The sequence below is a fragment of the Pantoea sp. RIT-PI-b genome (genome assembly GCF_001187905.1).
Taxonomy (GTDB): domain Bacteria; phylum Pseudomonadota; class Gammaproteobacteria; order Enterobacterales; family Enterobacteriaceae; genus Pantoea; species Pantoea nemavictus.
This window is the reverse complement of the sequence record NZ_LGIS01000020.1, coordinates 389,055-411,052: the sequence shown is the minus strand read 5'-3', so window position 1 is coordinate 411,052 and position 21,998 is coordinate 389,055. Positions and strand designations below refer to the sequence as shown.

At 54.9% G+C, this 21,998-nt stretch carries 18 protein-coding genes; 7 read left to right on the top strand and 11 right to left on the bottom strand.

Annotation, left to right across the window (positions count from 1 at the left end):
- Positions 1–16 precede the first annotated feature (16 nt).
- A complete protein-coding gene (locus AC790_RS14540; protein WP_049852237.1) occupies positions 17–1,291 on the bottom strand; it encodes an MFS transporter in 1,275 nt (424 codons plus the stop codon).
- The gene (locus AC790_RS14535) at positions 1,288–2,709 is read right to left on the bottom strand and encodes a M20 family metallopeptidase (RefSeq protein WP_049852236.1); all 1,422 of its coding nucleotides are present in this window, start codon (positions 2,707–2,709) and stop codon (positions 1,288–1,290) included. Before AC790_RS14535 ends, AC790_RS14540 begins: the two co-directional genes overlap by 4 nt.
- 148 nt (positions 2,710–2,857) lie before the next feature.
- On the opposite strand from AC790_RS14535, the gene AC790_RS14530 reads away from it, so the two are divergent.
- On the top strand, positions 2,858–3,784 hold the full coding sequence (locus AC790_RS14530; RefSeq protein ID WP_007887952.1) for a LysR family transcriptional regulator: 927 nt from the start codon (positions 2,858–2,860) through the stop codon (positions 3,782–3,784).
- A gap of 1 nt (position 3,785) precedes the next feature.
- Here AC790_RS14530 and AC790_RS14525 read toward each other — a convergent pair whose 3' ends face one another.
- Positions 3,786–5,387, bottom strand: coding sequence for an ABC transporter substrate-binding protein (locus tag AC790_RS14525; protein ID WP_049852235.1), 1,602 nt, complete (start codon positions 5,385–5,387; stop codon positions 3,786–3,788).
- Positions 5,388–5,513: 126 nt separating this feature from the next.
- Here AC790_RS14525 and pepT point away from each other — a divergent pair, with 126 nt between their 5' ends.
- Positions 5,514–6,740 carry a peptidase T gene (gene pepT / locus AC790_RS14520; RefSeq protein ID WP_049852234.1) on the top strand — a complete coding sequence of 409 codons (1,227 nt, stop codon included), beginning with the start codon at positions 5,514–5,516 and terminating at the stop codon, positions 6,738–6,740.
- A gap of 73 nt (positions 6,741–6,813) precedes the next feature.
- Here pepT and AC790_RS14515 read toward each other — a convergent pair whose 3' ends face one another.
- The gene (locus AC790_RS14515; protein ID WP_049852233.1) at positions 6,814–7,593 is read right to left on the bottom strand and encodes a transporter substrate-binding domain-containing protein; all 780 of its coding nucleotides are present in this window, start codon (positions 7,591–7,593) and stop codon (positions 6,814–6,816) included.
- 16 nt (positions 7,594–7,609) lie between these two features.
- Positions 7,610–8,776, bottom strand: a complete 1,167-nt coding sequence (locus tag AC790_RS14510) for a methionine aminotransferase (RefSeq protein ID WP_007887956.1) — start codon at positions 8,774–8,776, stop codon at positions 7,610–7,612.
- A gap of 126 nt (positions 8,777–8,902) precedes the next feature.
- Between AC790_RS14510 and AC790_RS14505 the strand changes: the two genes are divergently transcribed.
- Complete coding sequence (locus AC790_RS14505; protein ID WP_049852232.1) at positions 8,903–9,745, top strand: LysR substrate-binding domain-containing protein; 843 nt, start codon at positions 8,903–8,905, stop codon at positions 9,743–9,745.
- On the opposite strand, the gene AC790_RS14500 is transcribed toward AC790_RS14505, so the two are convergent.
- Positions 9,742–11,415, bottom strand: a complete 1,674-nt coding sequence (locus AC790_RS14500) for a methyl-accepting chemotaxis protein (RefSeq protein WP_049852231.1) — start codon at positions 11,413–11,415, stop codon at positions 9,742–9,744. The two genes, AC790_RS14505 and AC790_RS14500, sit on opposite strands and share 4 nt — an antisense overlap.
- Positions 11,416–11,628: 213 nt before the next feature.
- The gene (locus AC790_RS14495) at positions 11,629–13,146 is read right to left on the bottom strand and encodes a carboxylesterase/lipase family protein (protein ID WP_049852230.1); all 1,518 of its coding nucleotides are present in this window, start codon (positions 13,144–13,146) and stop codon (positions 11,629–11,631) included.
- Positions 13,147–13,338: 192 nt separating this feature from the next.
- Between AC790_RS14495 and AC790_RS14490 the strand changes: the two genes are divergently transcribed.
- Positions 13,339–13,773 carry a DoxX family protein gene (locus AC790_RS14490; protein ID WP_049852229.1) on the top strand — a complete coding sequence of 145 codons (435 nt, stop codon included), beginning with the start codon at positions 13,339–13,341 and terminating at the stop codon, positions 13,771–13,773.
- Positions 13,774–13,842: 69 nt separating this feature from the next.
- Here AC790_RS14490 and AC790_RS14485 read toward each other — a convergent pair whose 3' ends face one another.
- Together AC790_RS14485 and AC790_RS14480 are read right to left on the bottom strand one after the other, a co-directional pair.
- Positions 13,843–15,180 (bottom strand): VOC family protein, encoded by a 1,338-nt coding sequence (locus AC790_RS14485; RefSeq protein WP_200902268.1) that lies wholly within the window; start codon positions 15,178–15,180, stop codon positions 13,843–13,845.
- A gap of 88 nt (positions 15,181–15,268) precedes the next feature.
- Positions 15,269–16,603 carry an aromatic acid/H+ symport family MFS transporter gene (locus AC790_RS14480; RefSeq protein WP_049852227.1) on the bottom strand — a complete coding sequence of 445 codons (1,335 nt, stop codon included), beginning with the start codon at positions 16,601–16,603 and terminating at the stop codon, positions 15,269–15,271.
- Between the two features lie 322 nt (positions 16,604–16,925).
- Between AC790_RS14480 and AC790_RS14475 the strand changes: the two genes are divergently transcribed.
- Entirely contained in the window at positions 16,926–17,846 is a 921-nt protein-coding gene (locus tag AC790_RS14475) for a LysR substrate-binding domain-containing protein (RefSeq protein ID WP_007887974.1), read from the top strand.
- On the opposite strand, the gene smrA is transcribed toward AC790_RS14475, so the two are convergent.
- Entirely contained in the window at positions 17,843–18,409 is a 567-nt protein-coding gene (smrA, locus tag AC790_RS14470; protein WP_049852226.1) for a DNA endonuclease SmrA, read from the bottom strand. The genes AC790_RS14475 and smrA overlap by 4 nt on opposite strands.
- 296 nt (positions 18,410–18,705) lie before the next feature.
- Here smrA and AC790_RS14465 point away from each other — a divergent pair, with 296 nt between their 5' ends.
- Both AC790_RS14465 and uspE read left to right on the top strand, forming a co-directional pair.
- Entirely contained in the window at positions 18,706–19,458 is a 753-nt protein-coding gene (locus tag AC790_RS14465; protein ID WP_007887976.1) for an FNR family transcription factor, read from the top strand.
- Positions 19,459–19,575: 117 nt separating this feature from the next.
- A complete protein-coding gene (gene uspE / locus AC790_RS14460) occupies positions 19,576–20,532 on the top strand; it encodes a universal stress protein UspE (protein WP_049852225.1) in 957 nt (318 codons plus the stop codon).
- A 77-nt stretch (positions 20,533–20,609) separates the two neighbouring features.
- On the opposite strand, the gene pntB is transcribed toward uspE, so the two are convergent.
- Positions 20,610–21,998 carry a Re/Si-specific NAD(P)(+) transhydrogenase subunit beta gene (pntB, locus tag AC790_RS14455; protein ID WP_049852224.1) on the bottom strand — a complete coding sequence of 463 codons (1,389 nt, stop codon included), beginning with the start codon at positions 21,996–21,998 and terminating at the stop codon, positions 20,610–20,612.

Below are 21,998 nucleotides of genomic sequence, written 5' to 3'. Positions count from 1 at the left end.
GCGCACCGGGAAATCATTACGAGACGCGCTTCTGGCTGCGCAGCAAGGCCAGACCGCTTAATACCGACATCGCCATCAGATAATAACCCGGCGCCAGGCTGGTACCGGTGGCGCTAATCAATAGCGTACAAATCAGCGGTGCAAAGCCACCAAACACCGTTACCGCCACGTTATAGCTGATTGCCATGCCGCTGGCACGCGTGCCAATCGGGAACAGATCCGCCATCACTGACGGCACCGTCGAGAAGTAAATCGATTTCAGCAGCGCCATCCAGCACACCAGCAGAATCAGCGTGGTGGGCGTGGTGTGTTCAACCACCAGCTTAAAGGCGGGATAAATGGTGACGATCAGCAGAAGCAGTGAACCCCACATCAGCGGCACACGTCCTACGCGTTCTGCCCATAGCCCCATAATCGGGGTTACCACGGTCAAAATCACCCCCGCCAGCAGCGTTGCTGTGAACGCGACGCTGCCAGAGAGGTGCAGATTTTTGGTGGCATAGGTCGGCACGTAATTCAGCATGTAGTTAACGGCCGTTGAGATCACCATCAGCCCGATCGCCAACAGCATTAGCTCCTTCTGGCGACCAAACAGGCTTTTCAGCGGCGCGGCTTCCGGTTTGTGCTCAGCAAAACTTGCCGGTTCGTGGACATGACGACGAATGTAAATCCCCAGCGGACCAATCAGCAGGCCGAAGGCGAAGGGAATCCGCCAGCCCCACTCCTGAATCTGGCTTTCCGTCAGGATCTGCGTCAATCCCAGACCAAATGCTGATGCCATCAAGGTACTGGCGCCCTGGGTAGCAAACTGCCAGCTGGCGATAAACGCTTTACGTTCCGGGAAGTGCCCCCCCAGGAATGCCGTTGAGCTGCCAAACCCCCCCCCCGCCGAGAAACCCTGCACCAGACGTGCCAGCAAAATCAGCAGCGGCGCCATCAGACCAATGCTGCTGTAGCCTGGCATAAAGGTGATGACGGCACCGCCAAGCATCATCAGGTTGATCGACAGCAGCAGCGCTTTTTTCCGACCATGACGATCGGCATAGTTGCCTAGCACAATCGCGCCTAAAGGACGAATCAGAAACGACACGCCAAAACTACCAAATGTCAGCAGCATTGAGACCGAGGGATCGCTGGTAGGGAAAAAGGCATGGGCAATGTAGCTGGCGAAAAAGCCGTAGACGGCGATATCGAACCACTCGAGCGCGTTGCCGATACAAGTGGCAAATAGCGTTTTGTGCAGGCTGGGCTTGGTGGTGTTCAGCGGCAGGGTGCTATTCAGCGTACTCATTGCCCACCTCCGACATGCGCACGATGCTGTGCCACCAGTTGCGTACCCTGCTCACCTAAATCCCACAGCAGCCGCGTCATGATCTGCAAACCTTCGCGCGCGATCGATTTCAACATGTGTTCGTTGACGCCATGCTGCCCACAGGCCGGGTACGAATGCGGAACCCACAGCGTGGGCAAACCAAGAATATCGGAGAACACTTCATTTGGCAGCGAACCGCCGAGATTGGGCAGCAGCGCCGGTTTCTTGCCGCTGGTTTCCGCCATGCTGGTTAATACCCAATCGACGAGGGGATCGGTCGGATCGAGCCGTGTGGCGGGCGATCCGCGCATGAATTCAACCTCAACATAGCCAAAACCGTGCTGTTGCAGATGGGCGCGCACATGCTGTGCGAGGTTTTCCCAATCGGTACCGACCACAAAGCGCAGCTGGCATACCGCTGTCGCGCTGCCCGGTATCGCATTCATCGGCTGAGCCGGATTGCCCGTCAGGAATGACAGCACTTCCAGCGTGTTCCAGCCATACAGGCGTTCCGTAGGTGACAGCCCCGGCTCGCCCCAGTTGACATCAATAGCGGGATCGTCCGGCATGCCGCCGACCTCGATATCCGCCAGAATGTCACGCACCTGCGGCGTGAGCGAGTTAGGTTTCAACGCAGCAACCTGCAACACCCCCTGTGCGTTAACCAGTGCAGCGATGGCGCTAGCCAGTTGCGTACCCGGATTGGTTAACAGTCCGCCCCAGTTACCGGAGTGATAAGCGTTGTCGCGCGCGTTAATCGTCAAACGGAAGTTAACCGCGCCGCGTGAGCCGAGGAACAGCGTTGGACGAATCGCATTCAGACGCGGGCCGTCGGAAGCAATAAACAGGTCGGCTTGCAGCAGTTCGCCATGTTGCTGGCACAGCTGCGCCAGACCCGGCGAGCTGATCTCTTCGCCCATCTCGAACAGCATTTTGCAGTTGAAGCCCAGACTTCCGCCGCGCACCTTAAACACCTGCTCAAGCGCCGCCAGATTGACGCAGTGCTGGCCTTTGTTATCCGCGCTGCCGCGCGCATACCAGCGATCGCCCTCTTCAACCATATGCCATGGCGATAAGCCCGCGCGCCAGTTTTCATCATCGCCAAATACCACGTCGCCGTGACCATAACTGAGCAGGGTTGGCAGCGCCGGATCTTCAATGCGGATCGCCACGAGGAACGGTCGATTGGCGGCTTCCGGGTTGTCGATAAAGTGCAGCGTGAAGCCAAGCGCAATCAGCTGCGGACCGATTTCGTCCTGCAGATAGCGCTGTAATTCGTTATCACGATCCTGACGCTGGCTTTCCGTGCGTTGCGCCACACGACGCGCCAAAATACGTTGAAATTCTCCGCTGTCGAAATAAGCGCTGGCCTGTTGAACCGCCTGGTGTGCTGTCATGTTTGCCCTGTCTTTTATTGTTTTGTCGTTAAGTCATCTTTGCGGAAACACTGCTTTGCCACAATTATCAATTTATCGAGTAAGATTTGCTTTTATGGCAAAGCTAGCCTGCCCACTTTCGAGGCATGCACCACGATGAGGCACCCGCATGTTAAGCAGTGAAATCCGCTATTTTCTCGCCGTCGCGAATACCGGCTCGCTCAGCGCCGCCAGCGAACAGCTGTTTGTGGCGGTGTCGGCGATTAGTCGACAAATTCAACGGCTGGAGAATCAGGTCGGCGTGCCGCTGTTTTCCCGCCACGCGCGCGGCATGGTGTTGAATGAGGCGGGCGAAATTTTCGCCCATCATGTGCGCAAGAACCTGCTGGATATGGAGTATGCGCTGGCGGAAATTAAAGGCCTGAAAGCGGTGCGCCGCACGCTGATTCGCGTGGCCTGTACCGATGGACTGGCGTTTACCCTGTTGCCGCGCATGATTGCTGATTTTCGTAATGACAATCCTGGCGTGTTGTTCGAGATAAAAGTGGCAAGTACGCAAGGCGTGGCCGAAGCGCTGCGCAACGGCGAGTGTGATGTGGCGTTGCAGTTTAGCCTGCATGCCGAACGCGGTGTGGAAGTGATGGGATCCTGGCCGGCACCGGTGTTAATTGTGATGCATCAGTCGCATCCTTTAGCTACCGCGCCACAGGTCACGCTGGCCGACCTCAGCCACTATCCGCTGGCATTACCGCAGCAGAACACCACGGTACGTCAGCTGTTTGAACTCGCCAGCCACATGAGCGGCTGCCTGGTGGAACCGGTAATGACCTGCGATACCTTCTCGATGCTGTTTCAATTCCTGCTACGCACGCCGCAGGCAGTGACCATTTGCAGCGCCTTTACCGTGCTGCAGGAAGCTGAAACGCACGGTTTGATATTGCGCTCGGTGGGCATTGATCAACTCAGCCAACGCACGTTGCAGCTACAGGCGCAATCAGGGCGGCCCCGTAGCGCTGCCCTGAATGTGTTTCTTTCGTTTCTGTTACAGCAGCTGGATGCGCTGGAGAAGCCGCTGCGCCAGCGCTGGCGTCCGTAGCTTAGTTCTTGATATCCACCGGATAGAAGATGTGTTTACCGAACGGATCGACCTGATAACCGCTCACCGATTTGCGTACCGGCTCGAAAATGGTTGAGTGCGCAATCATCACCGCTGGCATTTGGTCGTGCATCATTTGCTGTGCCTGCTGATAGAGCGCGACGCGTTTATCATGATTTTGCTCGGCGCGGGCTTCGGTGATGATTTTCTCAAACGGCTGATAACACCATTTGGATGAGTTGGAACCGCCATTCGCCGACGTACAGCTATACAGCGGGCCGAAGAAGTTATCCGGATCGCCGGTCGCGGTGGTCCAGCCCATCAATGCTGCCTGGTGTTCGCCGCCCTTCACGCGCTTAAGGTACTCGCCCCACTCATAGCTAACGATATTGGCTTTGATGCCCACCTGGGCCCAATCGGCCTGAATCATCTCAGCCATCCGTCGTGCATTCGGGTTATATGGTCGCTGCACCGGCATCGCCCACAGCGCAATTTCGGTACCCGGTTTAATTCCCGCTTCCTGCAGCAGCGCTTTGGCTTTGGTGGGATCGTAGTCGTAATCCTTCAGGTCTTTATCCGCGCTCCACACGTCGGACGGCAGAATGTTTTTTGCCACCGTGCCGGTGCCTTTGAAAATGGCATCAATGATCGCCTGCTTGTTAATCGCCATCGCCATCGCCAGCGCCTGACGCACTTTGACGTTATCCAGCGGCGCTTTGGTGGTGTTGAATGACAGGAAGCCGGTGTTCAGACCCGATTTCTGCTCAAGGGTCAGATCAGGATTGCTGCGCATCTTCTCCAGATCGGCCGGATTGGGGAACGGCATAATCTGGCACTCATTTTTCTCCAGCTTGGCGTAACGCACCGACGCATCCGGGGTGATAGAGAACACGATGCGATCGAGTTTCGCCTTGCCCTGCCAGTATTCCGGGAAGGCTTTATAGAGAATGCGCGAATCTTTTTGATACTGCACCAGCTCAAACGGGCCGGTGCCAATGGGCTCCATATCGACTTTTTCTGGCGTACCCGCTTTCAACATCTGGTCGGCATATTCTGCCGAGTGGATCGAGGCAAAATACCAGGCCAGGTCAGCGAGGAATGGCGCTTCGGCATGCGCTAAGGTGATGCGCACGGTGTTGTCATCAACCTTATCAATGCCTTTGATCAGCTTCGCCAGCTCAAGGCTTTCAAAGTTGGCGTAGTTGCCGCCCGAGACGTTGTGGTAGGGATTTTTGGCGTCCATCTGACGCATAAACGAGAAGATCACGTCATCCGCATTGAAGTCGCGCGAAGGCTTAAACAGTTTGTTGCTCTGGAATTTCACCCCTTTGCGCAGATGGAAGGTGTAAACCGTGCCATCCGGGCTGATGTCCCAGCTCTCGGCCAGGCTCGGCACCAGTTCGGTTGTGCCCGGAGTGAAATCAACCAGGCGGTTGAAAATCGGCACGGCGCTGGCATCCACGCTGGTGCCCGACGTGTACAGCTGCGGGTTGAAGTTCTCGGGCGATCCCTCTGAACAATAAACCAGCGTTTTCGCCGAAACGCCGCCTGCTACCGCTAATCCGAGTGCCGTCAGCGTCAGTTTTGCCATCACTTTTTTCATTAAGATCCTCGCTTTTTATTGACTTCCATGAGTCAGCTTCGTTATTTAATGTTCATCTGACTAATAAATAACATGATTTAACCAGCACGCGTACTACCGACGCCGCAATGCTAATAAGGAATTGTGATGACAGACCAACTTGCCAGCCAATTGACCCAGCGTTTTTACCGTTATCTGGCGGTTTCCAGCCAGAGCGATGCCAAATCAACCACGCTGCCGAGTACGCCGTCCCAACATGCGATGGCGGAATTACTGGCAAAGGAGCTGGGCGAACTGGGATTGCAAGAGATTGTGATTGACCAGCACGCCACGGTTACCGCCGTCAAACCCGGCAATCGTCCTGCTGCACCGCGCATTGGCTTTATCACCCACATTGATACCGTGGATGTGGGCTTGTCGCCGGACATTCACCCGCAAACCCTGACGTTTAACGGGGAAGATCTGTGCCTGAATCGTACGCAGGACATCTGGCTGCGCGTGGCGGAACACCCGGAAATCCAACCTTATCTGGGGCAAGAGATTATCTTTAGTGATGGCACCAGCGTGCTTGGTGCCGACAACAAAGCGGCGGTGACGGTGGTGATGACGCTGCTGGAAAACCTGCGTGGCGATCACGGTGATATCGTGGTGGCCTTTGTGCCCGATGAGGAGATTGGCCTGCGCGGTGCGAAAGCGCTCGATCTGGAGCAACGCTTTAACGTCGATTTTGCCTGGACCATCGACTGCTGCGAGTTGGGTGAAGTGGTATATGAAAACTTCAACGCCGCCGCCGCTGAATTGGTGTTCACCGGCGTACCGGCGCATCCGATGTCGGGCAAAGGCGTGTTAGTTAATCCACTGCTGATGGCGCATGACTTCATCTCGCGCTTTGATCGCTTGCAAACACCCGAGCATACTGAAGGCCGCGAAGGCTATATCTGGTTCAATGATATGCATGCCAATGCCAGCCGCGCCATCCTGAAAGCCTCGATTCGCGATTTCGATCTGCAGGGTTTTGATAAGCGGAAGCAGCAACTGGTGGAAGTGGCCGATGAGATTGCCGCGCGTTATCCCACCGGACATGTGGCGCTGACCATTAACGATACGTACAGCAATATCAGTAATGCAATTGGTGAGGATCGTCGCGCAATTGACTTGATTTTTGCCGCGCTGGAACAAGTGGGCGTAGAACCAAAAGTGATTCCAATGCGCGGTGGCACCGATGGTGCAGCGCTGTCAGCGAAAGGTCTGCTGACGCCGAATTTCTTTACCGGCGCGCACAATTTCCATTCGCGCTTTGAGTTTTTACCGGTTCCATCGTTTGTGAAGTCGTATCAGGTAGCGGAAGCGCTGTGTTATTTAGCGGCGAAATAACACCAAAAAGGTCGTCATAAAAGACGACCTTACGATTAAAAGGAGGTCGCCTTTTTTGGCGACCTTTTTTACATTATTTGCTCGCTGACACGTCAATGCCTGGGAAGAATTTCGCCGCCAGTTTGGTAACGGTACCGTCGGTCTGCACCTTGGTGATAGCCGCATCCAGCGCTTGCTTCAGTGTGGCATCACCTTTACGCAGGCCAAAACCGATACCGGTGCCGAGAATGGTGTCATCCTCAACCGGCTTACCGGCAAAGGCGAAGCCTTTACCCTGCGGCTTTTCCAGGAAGCCCGATTGCCCCGCCGCCGACATCACCAACGTACCGTCGAGACGACCTGCCACCATATCGTTATAAACCTGGTTCTGATCCTGGTAAGAGGTAACGGTTACGCCCTGCGCTTCCCAATGTTTCTTCGCATAGGTTTCCTGAATCGAACCCTGCAGCACACCGATATTTTTGCCTTTCAGCGATTCCGCCGTTGGCTGCAGCTTCTCGCCCTCTTTCACGATCAGCATGGTGGGAATGCGGTAAATCGGCTTGGTGAAGTCGATGCTTTTGGCGCGGGCTTCGGTGATGTTCATCGCTGAGTTGATGGCATCAAACTTTTTCGCCTGCAGCGCCGGGATCAGCGCATCAAAGCTGCTTTCCACCCACTTACAGTCGAAGTTGCCAACCTGACAAATCGCTTTGCCCAGTTCGATATCAAAACCTTCCAGTTCGCCCTGCGCGTTGCGGCTTTCAAACGGCGGATACTGCGATTCCAGACCGTAGCGTAAGGTTTCCTGCGCCAGCGCGTGCGCCGAGGTCAGCATACCGAGAGCGACAAACAGTGCGTTAAATTTTTTCATTATATTTACCCCTAAGTTACCCTTTGACCCGGCAGAGCGCTTCTGCACCGGCCTGAAGTGTTGCGTCGTCTTTTGCGAATGACAGGCGAATTAATTTATTGTCAGTGCCGTCCATATAAAACGCCGACAACGGAATGGTGGCCACACCGTGATCGACGATGAGACGTTTTACCATTTCGCTATCGCTTTCGTCACTGAAATGTCCGTAGCTGGCCAACATAAAGAATGAGCCGGCGCTCGGCAGCAGCTTAAATGGCGAATCCTGCAGCAATGTCAGCAGGCGATCGCGCTTCTCCTGATAGAACGGCGATAGCTGCAGATAGTTTTGCGGCTGTTGCAGATAGTGAGCAAAGCCGACCTGCATCGGCGTATCAGCGGCGTACATCATGAACTGATGCACTTTGACGATCTCCTCCATCAACGCGGCCGGTGCCAGCGCATAACCGACGCGCCAGCCGGTAACGTGGAAGGTTTTGCCAAAGGAGGAAACCACCACGCTGCGCTGCGCCAGTTCCGGATGCGTCGCCATACCGCAATGCGTGCGGCCATCAAACAGAATGTGTTCGTAGACTTCATCAGACAGCACCACAATATCGGTGTTGCGCGTCAACGCCGCGAGCTGATCCAAATCCGCCGCTGACAGCACCTGTGCGCTAGGGTTATGCGGCGTGTTGATGATGATCATGCGGGTGCGCGGAGTAATGGTAGCGCGCAGTTCGTCCCAGTCGATGGCGAAATCAGGTACCTGCAACTTCAGGCCGATTGGCGTGGCGCCCTGCAAACGCACCACCGGCGCGTAGCTATCGAAGGCCGGTTCGAAGAAGATCACTTCATCGCCGGGATGCACCAGCGCCGAGATCGCCATGTAAATGCCCTGGCTGGCGCTGCCGGTGATCAATACTTCGCTGCCAGCATCATATTGCTGGCCATACAGCGTGTGGACTTTCTCGGCCAGCGCTTCACGTAGCGCCGGCAAGCCGGTCATCGAGGCGTATTGGTTGTGCCCTTCACGCATCGCTTTACTCACCAGCTCCACCAACTGCGGATCGCAGGGGAAATTCGGTGCGCCTTGCGAAAGGTTAATAGCCTGATGTTGCGCCGACAGCTGGCCAATGACGCTAAAAATCGTCGTGCCGACATCAGGCTGTTTGGAAGAGATGTTAACACTGCTATTCAGGGTCATCGTTGCCTCGGAAAGTTGCATAACCACGTAATGAAAATAGATTTCTATTCAACGGCGTGTGGCTTGAGTCGACAAGCGAATTGTTGTCATAATAGCCATGATTAAAAATCATAGCTTGAGGTTGTTATGTCCCGTTCCGCTCTGCCGCTTAATGCCATTCATGCGTTTCTGGTTACCGCACGTCATCTTAATTTAACGCGCGCGGCTAGCGAACTGTGCATCACTCAGGGCGCGGTGAGCCGCAAAATTGCTACGCTGGAAAATTGGTTAGGATTCGCTTTGTTTACGCGCCATGCCCGCGGATTGCATCTCACCGAGCAGGGCGCTGCCCTGCTGCCGGAGCTGCAGCAAGGATTCACCTTGCTGGTCAATGCCACCGAAAAAGCCAGCCGCAGCAACGCCTCCATTCGGCTCAAGGCACCGACCTGCGCGATGCGCTGGCTGGTGCCGCGACTGGTGGCGCTGGAGCAGCAGCGCCCTGACATTCACGTCGCTCTCACTACCACGCTCGATCATGGCTCGCAGCTGGAGAATTTTGACGCGGCGATTGTGTTTGGACCAACGCCTGCGGGGGCAATTTGTCTGTTCGAGGAGCGTTTAACGCCGGTGATGGCCAGCAGCGTCACGCCGCCTGGACAGATTAGTGAATTGGCGAAGTTTACCTTCCTGCATCCCACACAGGATGTGCGCGACTGGCAGCTGTGGCTGACAAAGCAATCTGCGGCGCTGCCAATGGCGCGCAATCAGCATTTCGCCACCATGGATTTAGCCATCAGCGCAGCGATTCAGGGTTTTGGTGTCACGGTGGCGGATGTCACCTTAGTGCAGAATGATCTGGCGCATGGACGCTTGATTGCGCCGTTTGCCGCCAGTGTGGCAACCGGCGCGAGCTACAGCCTGTTACAGCGGGCGGAACAGGATGCGCCACCGTTCCTGCCGGAACTGGTGGCGTGGTTATCGGACGTTTAGAAAGAGACCCATTCGTCAGTCGTGGATTTCGGCTGAGCGCCAACGGCGCCTGCCAGTACCGGACGACGCAGCGCGGTGGCCGCCGGTGCGACAACGGCGCTGCTGACCGGCGTACTGTCCGACAGACGGAATCTGGCTACTGATGCCTGCAGCTCCTGGGTTTGACGCTCCAGCGCGCTGGCAGCGGCAGACACTTCTTCAACCAGCGAGGCGTTCTGTTGCGTCACGCTGTCCATCTCGGTGACGGCGGTGCCGACCTGCGAAATGCCTTTGCTCTGCTCTTCCGAAGCCGCAGCGATGTGCTTCATGATTTCATTGACGTCCTGCACCGACTTAAGAATATCGTGCATGGTGCTGCCCGCGCTGCTCACCAGCTCCGAGCCTCTCTCCACGCGCTGCACGGAGTCTTCAATCAATGTGGCAATCTCTTTTGCGGCACCGGCGCTGCGCTGTGCCAGATTGCGCACTTCGCTGGCCACCACGGCAAAACCACGCCCCTGTTCACCGGCGCGCGCGGCTTCCACCGCAGCATTCAGTGCCAGAATGTTGGTCTGGAAAGCGATGCTGTTAATCACATTGGTGATTTCAGCAATCTTCTTCGAACTGCCGGAAATGCCTTGCATGGTGGTGACGACTTCACCCACCAGACGTCCGCCCTGTTGCGCGGTGCCGGTAGCGGTTTCTGCTAACGAACTGGCCTGACGCGCATTATCGGCGTTAAATTTCACCGTGGCGGTGAGCTGCTCCATGCTGGCTGCCGTCTGCTCCAGCGCTGCCGCCTGCTCTTCAGTACGTGATGAGAGATCGTTGTTACCGGACGAAATTTCTGCGGCGCCGCGATAGATATTCTCGGTGCCGCTGCGAATGGCGCTTACCGCTTCACGCAGGCTGTCCTGCATTGCACTGAGTAACGGCACCAGTTTGCCGACGCAGTTACGGCCAAACTCGGCCACCGGCTGGCTGAGATCGCCCTGCGCAATGATGGCGAAGTGGTTGCGCACGCGCTCCAGCGGTTTTACCAGCATCGCGACCAGGTAACGATCGGTAAACAGCAGGATGAACAAGCCAATCACCACCGCCACTAAAATAATCACTTTGGTAATGCTGGTGAGATGATCGACGGTGACGCGCGTCTGATCCAGTTTGTTGCCTGCGGCTTGGTTGAAGGCTTCTGCGCTGGCACCAAAAGCGCGGCTCAGCGGCGGCGTAACGTTATTGGCCTGCGCGCGATACGCATCCACCGTGCCCTGTTGCGCCAGAGCAACCTGCGGGGCGATGCCTTCATCCAGCAGCTTTTGCCAGTTGGCAATCACGCTGTTGGCGGTCGCTTCGTCCATTGGACCGGGCGCCATGGTTTTGAACTGCGCCAGCAAATTTTTCATATTGTCGAGCGCTTGCTGCACCGGTGCGAAAGCATCGCCATTGACAGCGGCTCCCGACGCACGGCCTTCCATCACGCGCGACAGACGCGTAACTACACGAAAATACTGGTCATTCCCTTTGCTCAATACCGTCATTTGATTAACCAGCTGGCGGTCAATCTCGTTGCCCTCGCCGAGGGCGTTCAGTGAGTGGACGCTAAACAGCCCAACGGCACACCACAGCAGGCAAAACAGCCCGAGAATGGTGAGCATTACGGCGCGGATGGTGAAGTTTTTTAAGATACCCATACATAATCCCTTGGTGTGAAACGCGAAGGAGGCCCGATAAAATCGGGCATATTGCGTTTATCGGCATCGGATAGGGAAAATGTAACGGTTTTGTAAGCTAATTAATTGCTTACTGATTGAGGTGAGTAAAAAGCACTTCTACGATTTATCAGCAGCATAGGCGCAAATTTGCCTTATAAAATCATTTGCGCAATTACACCATTAGCAGCCTCACTAAAGTTTCACGTGACTGCGCATCATTAAGCGGAATAAGCGCAGCCTGCCACGCATAAATCGCGTCTTTACCACCGCTTGTGCTCTGCCGCGATCGCCAAGCGCCAGCGTCAGATCTTCACCCGAGCGCCAGACCGGCCAATCCACGGCTCCGGGCAAATGCGAGCTAAATTCGCTGGCCTCCCGTGCGAAGGTGACCCAATAGCGGCTCACCTCAACGGCAAACGCTTTATCCTGCTCGCTGTAAGTGCGTTCAGCCACCGGCGTAAGCGTATCGAGCGTGTTGAAGACATAGGGGATTTCATTGCCATGCCAGGTGCCATGCGGATAAAGGTCACGGGCATTTTCAGAGACGTAATCAAACCAGTAGCGCCAGGCAGGCAAGCCGATTTTGTGCTGTGCCTGCGCAACGATAAACGGCAACACGGTAAAAGCCATATCGCGCGCCACTGCACGTCCTAGCAGCGCGTCATCGTGGAGGTCGTAAAGCCATTTCATCAGGCGATAACTGACGCGGTTTTTGCTGCGCATCTGCTTCAATACGGCGGTGGCATCAACACCAAAATAGTCCAGCACGCTAGCCTCATCGCTGTTGCTGCCAATCATTAAAGGGATGCGATGCTGTTTGCCGCTCATAAAGGTATTCAACATCGGTTTGGGCAGCACGGCATCACCGCTGATCGGCACGGGACCGAGCGCTAACGGACGTTCTAGCGGCCAAAATTGGTCGGCAGCCAGTTCGCGCAGCTGTTCTGCGCTGGCATTTTCTGGCAAACCAAAATGGGCGGCAACCTGCAGTCCCAGCTGTTGTGCCTGCTGTCTAGGCATATCCGGCAAGCTGTAGGCGCTCTGCACAATACCTTTGTGAAACAGCCCTTCAGCCAGTGGAGAGCAGCACAGTGAGAGCACGCTGCGCGCGCCAGATGATTCACCGAACAAGGTAATGTTGTGACGATCGCCACCAAAAGCGGGAATATTGCGCTGAATCCACTGCAAGGCGGCAATTTGATCGAGCAAGGCAAAGTTGTTGATCACGCCGCCTGCCGGGTATTGCGCATCCAACGCGGGATGAGAAAAGAAACCGAAATGGCCTAGGCGATAATTTAGCGTCACCACCACCACGCCTTGTGCCGCCAGCGCTTTGCCACGATAGGGATCAAGATTGCCCGCACCAATAGTAAAACCCCCGCCGTGTAACCAAACCATCACAGGCAGCGGTCGCGATGGCTCAACATCGGGGGTCCAGATATTCAGGTACAGGCAATCTTCACTTAAGCGGCCAGGATCGCCACCGCCGGCAGCCACGCAATAGTTATGATTCTGCCAGCTCGCAGCGCCCCATTCGGTGGCATCGCGCACCTCTTGCCAGGGTTGCACCGGCTGCGGCGGTCGCCAGCGTAATGCACCGACCGGTGCTGCGGCGTACGGTATTCCCTTGAAGACAAAAAGATCTTCATCCATTAGGCCTCTGAGTTCACCTTCTGCGGTCATGATCCTCAGACGTCGTTCATTATTCATCTCGGGTTCCCTGATAAAGCATCATTCCATTATTTGCAGGCCTTGAGTGAATGTCCATGTTCTGAAAGCATTTGCAGATTAAGCCGAAACGCGGCGTGAATCTTTGAACAACTCCATCAAATATTTTGGTTAACCCTATCAAGGCCATTTGTTCTAAGGTTACAAGTTAACCTGGCGCGACGGAGAAACAGCATGTTTGGTGGCATTAATCAGATGTTCAACCGGATGTGTGATCACCCGGACTTCGGTAAGCTGCTGTTACGTTTGACGTTTGGCGGACTACTGCTGTTTCATGGTGCATTCAAAGTGGTACATGGCGTTGGCTGGATCGCGCACATGCTTGCCGTCAAAGGGATGCCAGGTTTCATCGCTTACGGTGCTTACATCGGGGAAATAGCGGCGCCAGTAATGGTAATGATCGGATTAATGACCCGCCCGGCGGCGTTCATTATTGCGGTGAATATGATCGTCGCGACACTGCTGGTAAAAATGGGCGCCATCTGGCATCGCACGGATGTCGGTGCCTGGGCCCTGGAAACAGAAGCTCTTTACCTGCTTGGCGCGCTGGCCATTATGTTTTTGGGTGCTGGGAAGTACACGCTGGTGCGTGATTCGCGCTTGCAATAACGACAAGAAAAGCAGCCGGTCTGCTGAAGTGAGACTGCCACTTCACAGACCGGCTCTATTATTTACGCATTACGCCACGCCGCAGCGATCCAGACTGCGCTCCTGCATCTGCTGATACAACGCCATTTCATCCTGCACCGCACTACCCAACGCCCGCTCAAAATCCGCTCGACTGGCATTGCCTGCGCTGCGTGCCTGCGTCACATCGCCGAGATTAGATTGGAAAATCCCCGCCGCGCTAACCGGTAAGAAATCCTCATAGACAATCGGTTCAGCGGTTAAACGCGCTTCAGCCAGCAATTGCGCGACGCTTTCACCCGCACGCGGTGGCTGATGCTCGCCTTTTTCGGTCAGACGATAGCGGAACCACGCCAGCTGCTGTTCGCGCAACACGGTTTCATCATCCGGAAAATCACGGAATACGGCGCTGAGGTGCTGCTGATGCTGCTGGTTATCACTGCCGGTGCCGGCTTCAGCCAGCAGACGATCGTAAAGCGCGCGCCCTTGTGGCGTCAGTGCCGCACCGCGTTGCTCAATTTCACCGAAGCGCGCGGTGTGCGTGCCTGGCGTGCCATCATTGAAATGTACCGTCTCTTCTAATGCTTTAAAGCTGGTCTGGCGCAGCAAAATAGGCACCTGACGCGATGGCGGGCCTTCAATCAGGGTCTTGGGATCGATGCCGCGCGAGGGCATCAGCGCTTGCACGCGATCGATATCCAGCGTACGCGGCGTCAAATGGTTGATATGGCAACCGCGGAAACACACCACATCGGCAATCAGGCGGTGCTGTTGGCTCAACGCGCGATAAGTGGCGCTGTCCACCGTGGTATGCGCATGCCAGCGGAAGGTTTCCAGCGCTTCCTGCACAAAGCGAGCCGCGTCAGCCGCGTTTAAGCCGCCCTGCTGCTGATGTTGGCTAATCAAGGCGCGACAGCCGGGTGTGAAGATGTCGCGCGCGGCGAGAATCGCAGCGGCTTTTTCGCGCAGTGCTTCGTCATCAATCAATTCGAGGCGCAACAATGAGGTGAAGACGCGGAACGGATTATGGCGCAGGGCGCGATCGCTAACCGGACGAAATGCCGTCGAATGCACCGGCACGCCAGCCTGCGACAAATCGTAATAACCGACCGCTTCCATACCCATGACGGCGAACATCTGGCGTAGCGTATTAAGTTCATCAGCCTTGCCGACGCGAATCGCACCGTGGCGCTCGACGCTCAGTCGGCTCAGTTCATCCGCCGCCGAGAGGCGATTTTTTAACGCCGGATTGGCTTCCAGCGTACGGTCATTAACAGCGGTGACCAACTGCGTCAGCGTGCCGTATTGCGGCACTTCCTGCTGATACATGGTCGACATGGACTGGGAGAACAACGTGCGAATGGCATCGCTGCTGAGAAAGTTAGGCATCATCATCACCTTGGTCTACAGGGTTGTTGCTACTGTAGATCAACCCTTTAACTGCGGGTAACAATTTCGTGGAACTGTGATCGCCTTGTCACTCAACGACGTTTGCCTGGTCACCATAACGACACTTCAGCACCAGCATGATGGTGGTTAACACCGCTGGGATCGCCAGCAGCAGGAAGATTTGGCTGAACGACCAGCCGAGCGTTAACAACTCTGCGCCAACGAATGCGCTGATAATGGCGCCGACACGCCCCACGCCGTGCATCCAGCTGGAACCGGTAGCACGCGCGTTAGTGGGGTAATAGCTGGCGGAGAGCGCGTTCATTCCGGTGTTGGCGCCGTTAAAGCAAAAGCCGCTGCAGAAGGCGATGGCGCTCATTAAGCCGACCTGTGCCGGGGAAAAGCCGAGTGCCACAATGGCAATTCCGCCACAAAAGTAGATGAGCGCCAGTGCCAGATTGGCGTTGATGCGGTCCATCAGCCAGCCGGCAAACAGCGAGCCGATGGTGCCACCCGCCTGATACATCGCGGTGACAATCGCCGCTTCAGTAACCGACATGCCAAGCGTGCTGATCAGTGATGGCATCCAGCTACCAATTAAATAGACAAGAAACAGCCCCATAAAGTAGCCGCCCCACAACATCAAGCTGCCAAACAGATAGCGGCGCGACACCACCGTCGCCACCGAGCCGCGGCGCGCAGTCGGCAATTCAGGACTTTGATAATGACTACCGGGCTTTACGCTGCCCGGCATCATGCGTTCGAGGATGGCGTGAATACGCGCAGCGGGTGCGCGACGGCTAATCAGGAAACGGACTGACTCAGGTAAACCGCGCACTAAAAACGGCAGAACGATCAGCGGCAGCACGCCGCCCATCAGCATCACTGAATGCCAGTCGTAGCGCGGCAGCAGCCAGGAAGCAGCAAAGCCCCCCGTTGCGGCACCAAAGGTAAAGCCGCAGAACACCACGGTGATAATGAAAGATCGACGGCGTTCAGGCGCATATTCAGCGACCAATGTGCCAACGTTCGGCATTGCGGCTCCGAGGCCTAAACCGGTGAGAAAACGAAACAGCATCATCTGTTCGATGTTTTGCGCCATCGCGGTAGCCAGCGTCCAGAGGCCAAAAAACAGTACGCTGATAAGAATCATCACGCGGCGCCCGTAACGGTCGGCCAGCGGTCCAGCAACCATGGCACCCAGCGCCAGGCCAATCAGTGCCGCGCTAATCACCATGCCAAGCTGATGATTGGTGACGCCCCAACTGGCTTTCAGCGTGGGTGCGATAAAGCCCATCAGCGCAATATCCATGCCGTCCAGCGCCACCACCACGAAGCACAGCGCAATTAAGCGCTTCTGCCAGCTGCTTAGCGCACTCTTGTTGATAAGCTGGCGAACGTCTACTGCTTCAACGCTGGTCACGTAACGACTCCTGCACTTTTAACCGTTTAGGGCATCAGATTTAGTAAAAAAAACGGCGCTAATCATAGCTCATCGTTAACAATAACGGGCAAAGTTTTTGAGTGCAATTGAGAATCATTCAATATTTTTGGCTGCAAGCCCTTGATTATCCGAGTCATGCGATAAGGGGAAATAATAGTGCTTACCGTAACAGCAATAAATTCAGCGAGTTAGTTGATCAAGTCTCTTTGCAGCAATTTTGTTAATATAATTTTGCAGGCAGGTTAACATAATTTCATTTTCCCCATTGCCGCTACTCGGCAGAACTCATTATGTTGGGCGTATGGACAAAAATATCCTTTTCAATCAGCGCATTCGCTTGCGTCATTTACATACCTTTGTGGCGGTGGCGCAGCAAGGCACGCTTGGCCGTGCCGCCGAGACGCTTAATCTTAGCCAGCCTGCCCTATCAAAAACGCTAAACGAGCTGGAGGAGTTGGCGGGAGCGCGGCTGTTCGAACGCGGTCGACTTGGCGCCCAGTTGACGACTTTGGGCGAACAGTTTCTGATTCACGCGGTAAAAGTGTTGGATGCGCTCAATCATGCGGGGCAGAGTTTTAACGCACCGCAGCCGGGACGCCCGGTGGTCATTCGCCTTGGCGCGCTTACCACTGCCGCCATGGGCATGCTGCCGCAGATTCTGGATCGCTTCCACGAACAGCAGCCGAATACCACCGTGCAGGTGGCTACTTTGCACAACAACGTTTTGCTGGCTGGCTTGCGGGCCGGCGAGTTTGATGTCGGCATTGGCCGCATGGCTGACAGTGAAATGATGGCCGGATTGACCTATGAATTGCTGTTCCTGGAATCACTCAAGTTGGTGGTACGCCCGGATCATCCGCTGTTGAGTGACAACGTGATGCTTTCACGCGCGATGCAGTGGCCGGTAGTAATTTCTCCTGAAGGTACGGCGCCACGCCGCATTGCCCAGCATATGCTAAATGAACAAGGCTGTTCGCTGCCGGCCAACTGCGTGGAAACTTCATCTACGTCGCTGGCACGTCAGCTGGCGCTGCGTTACGACTACGTGTGGTTTGTGCCCTCTGGCGCGATTAAGGAAGATTTAAATCACGATGCGCTGTGCGCTTTGCCGATTGCGTCGCCGGGACCGGGCGAGCCGGTCGGCATTATTACCCGCAGCGGCAGCCCTTTAAGCCTGAGCACCGAAGTGTTGATGGCGACCATCCGCAAGTTCCACAGTTAACGACTGCGCTTAGCATGGCGTTCGCGGTTTTCGAGCCGCGCCTGTTCGGTTTTGCGTAACCCGACATACAGCGCACCAGCCCCGCCGTCCTGCGGTTGCGCAGTACAAAATGTCTGAACCTGCTCGAATTCCTGCAGCCAGCGCGCCAGGTAACTGCGTACAATATTGGCGTGCGACTCATCATCACGCCCTTTGCCGTGCACGATCAGCAGATTGCGTAAACCGTGTTTATTCGCCTGCAGGATGAAGCTAAACAGCGCCTGACGGCAGGTTTCGACCGGTTGACGCAGCAGATTAAGGCTGGCTTGGGGCGGATATTTGCCTAAGCGAAGCTTGTCCAGCACGCCTTGCTGGACGCCATCCACCTTATACTCCAGCGGCGTGGTCAGCGGAATAATGTCCAGATAGCCACGCGTTAGAAAATTTTCCTGTTTATCACCTTCATGGGGTGCACGCGGAGCTTTCGGCGATGGCGCGCGTAACCATTGGGTATTAGCGCAATTCTTGAGGGGTGTGACATCACCCATGGCGTCGCGGAAAAGGTCTTCATCATCAAGGTTCATGGTGTTTCCTCTCGCCTGGTGTTTACCTAAGCGTCCATTTCGACGCCAAAGCAAAAGAGTAGCAAAGGATGATTAGCAATACATCTGTCACTTTTTGCGCTCCAACAGGAACTGAATAGCTGTAAATATGGCAACTAAACGTTCCAGATCAAAAAAGCCATGTCGTTTAAAGCGGCGCAAACCCGGTAATACCCAGCATTGATGTGGTTTTAAGGGCATTTACTGCTCGGATGAGTTCCCTTCGCGAAGAAAAATGTTAAAATTGACCGCAGTCAATAATCATCGAGCGTAACTATATGATCCCGGAAAAACGCAGCATACGACGTATTCAGTCTGGCGGTTGTGCCATCCATTGCCAGGATTGCAGTATCAGCCAATTGTGTATTCCCTTCACGCTGAACGAGCACGAACTGGATCAGCTGGATAATATCATTGAGCGCAAAAAGCCGATTCAGAAAGGCCAGACGCTGTTCAAAGCCGGTGATGAATTGAAATCCCTTTACGCTATTCGTTCCGGTTCTATTAAAAGCTATACCATTACTGAACAAGGTGATGAGCAAATTACTGGTTTCCATCTGGCAGGCGATTTGGTGGGTTTTGACGCGATTGTTGGCGCCAAACATCCTAGCTTCGCACAAGCGCTGGAAACCTCGATGGTGTGTGAAATCCCTTTCGAAACCCTTGACGATCTCTCAGGTAAAATGCCCGCCCTGCGTCAGCAAATGATGCGTTTGATGAGCGGCGAGATTAAAGGCGATCAGGATATGATTTTGCTGCTGTCGAAGAAGAATGCCGAAGAGCGCCTGGCGGCTTTTGTCTGGAACCTGTCGCGCCGTTTCGGCCAGCGCGGTTTCTCGCAGCGCGAATTCCGTCTGACCATGACGCGTGGCGACATTGGTAACTACCTGGGACTAACCGTAGAAACCATAAGCCGTCTGCTCGGTCGCTTCCAGAAAAGTGGCATGCTTGCCGTTAAAGGCAAATATATCACCATTGAGAACCACGCTTTACTGGCAGAACTCGCTGGCCAGACTGAACAAGCCGCGTAGTTCTGTGCCGGGTCAGTAAAAGTTATTTTATTGATCCGGCAACAACTTTTCCGCTTCTGCCCTACGTAAACTTAGGCTATCTTTAATCCAACTTGCTTTGGTTTAGGAGATCGGCTTATGTCCCGGTACCAAAATATTCTGGTGGCGATTGACGCCCAACAGGATGACCAGCCCGCGCTGCGTCGTGCGGTTTATCTCAATCAGCGTATCGGCGGAAAAATCAAAGCTTTCCTGCCTATTTACGACTTCTCCTACGAAATGACCACGTTGCTGTCACCCGATGAGCGATCCAACATGCGCAAAGGGGTGATTAGTCAACGTACCGAGTGGATTCGTCAACAGGCCCAGGCTTATCTGGAAGCCGGCGTTGAGATCGAAATCAAAGTGGTATGGCACAACCGCCCTTACGAAGCCATCATCCAGGAGATTCTGGCGCATCAGCATGATTTAGTGCTGAAAATGGCGCACCAGCACGATCGTCTGGAGGCGGTGATATTCACCCCAACCGATTGGCATCTGTTGCGTAAATGCCCATGTCCGGTATGGATGGTGAAAGATCAGGCCTGGCCTGAAGGGGGCAAAGCGGTGGTGGCGGTTAACCTGGCCAGCGAAGAACCACATCATGATGAGCTGAATCAAAAGTTGATTCGTGAAACGACGCTGCTCGCCGAGATGGTGAATCACACTGAGGTACATTTAGTCGGCGCCTACCCTATTACGCCAATCAATATTGCTATTGAATTGCCTGACTTTGATCCCAGCGTTTATAACGATGCGATTCGCGGCCAGCATCTGGTGGCGATGAAAGCGCTGCGCCAGAAATTCTCGATCAGTGAAGAGTTTACGCATGTGGCAAAAGGTTTGCCCGAGGAAGTGATTCCAGATATCGCTTCGCATCTGGATGCCGGGATTGTGGTGCTGGGTACCATTGGTCGCACTGGATTGTCTGCGGCATTCCTGGGCAACACGGCGGAACAGGTAATCGATCATTTGCGCTGTGATTTGCTGGCAATCAAACCGGACGATTTTAAATCGCCGATTGATTACGAAGACGAAGAAGATGAAGACGATTAAATAAAAAAGGACGGCACGCATTGGCCGTCCTTGCTCCTTGCATCCAGGGCGGTGAATCACTTCACCGCCCTGCTTGTTTATAGCGCGCGCAGAATGCCTTCGACACTCGCCTTCGCATCGCCAAACAGCATCTGCGTATTGTCTTTGAAGAACAGCGGATTCTGTACGCCGGCGTATCCGGTGCTCATCGAACGTTTAAACACAATCACGTTCTGCGCTTTCCACACTTCGAGAACGGGCATACCGGCGATTGGACTCCGCGGATCTTCCAGCGCAGCCGGATTGACGGTGTCATTAGCACCGATAACCAACACGGTATCGGTATCGCTGAAGTCATCGTTAATTTCGTCCATCTCCAGCACCACATCGTAAGGCACCTTGGCTTCCGCCAGCAGCACGTTCATGTGACCCGGCAAACGACCGGCAACCGGGTGAATGCCAAAGCGAACCTTGATGCCGCGCGCGCGCAGTTTCTCGGTAATCTCAGCAACCGGATATTGTGCCTGCGCCACCGCCATGCCATAACCCGGCGTGATCACCACGGAAGACGAGGCTTTCAGCAGTTCGGCGGTCTCTTCAGCGGTGATCTCACGATGTTCACCTACCTCCTCGCTTTCACCACCCACGCTAACGTCGGTACCAAAGCCACCGGCGATAACGCTGATAAACGAGCGGTTCATTGCTTTACACATAATATAAGAGAGGATGGCACCGGAGGAACCTACTAAGGCACCGGTCACGATCAGCAAGTCATTGCTGAGCATGAAACCTGCCGCCGCAGCCGCCCAACCGGAATATGAGTTCAGCATCGAGACCACGACCGGCATATCGGCGCCGCCAATTGATGCCACCAGATGCCAGCCAAACACCAGTGCAATCATCGTCATCAGCAACAGCGCAAACACTTGTGCGCCAGTGCTATCGGTCTGCACGAACCACAGCATCAGCAGGAAAGAGACCACCAGCGCAGCAAGGTTCATTTTATGACGATGTGGCAACATCAGCGCAGAAGAGGAAATTTTTCCACGCAGCTTGCCAAATGCCACCAGCGAGCCGGTAAAGGTCACTGCACCAATGAAGATACCCAGGAACACTTCGGTCAGATGGATGTTTTCCATCACCGGCGCCAGGCCTGGGGCATGATCGATGTAGCTGTTAAAGCCCACCAACACCGCCGCCAAACCCACGAAGCTGTGCAAAATCGCCACCAGCTCAGGCATTTCAGTCATTTCAACTTTCTTCGCCAAACGCAGGCCAATCGCACCGCCAATCACCATTGCCAGTAAAATCCAGGCAACGTTACCGGTGTTTGGACCAAAAATGGTGGCGAGCAGCGCAATCGCCATCCCGCTCATACCGAAAATATTACCCTGCTTAGAGGTCTCGTGTTTCGAGAGACCCGCAAGGCTGCAAATAAACAGAATTGCGGCAACAATATATGCTGCAGTAACTAATCCGCCAGACAT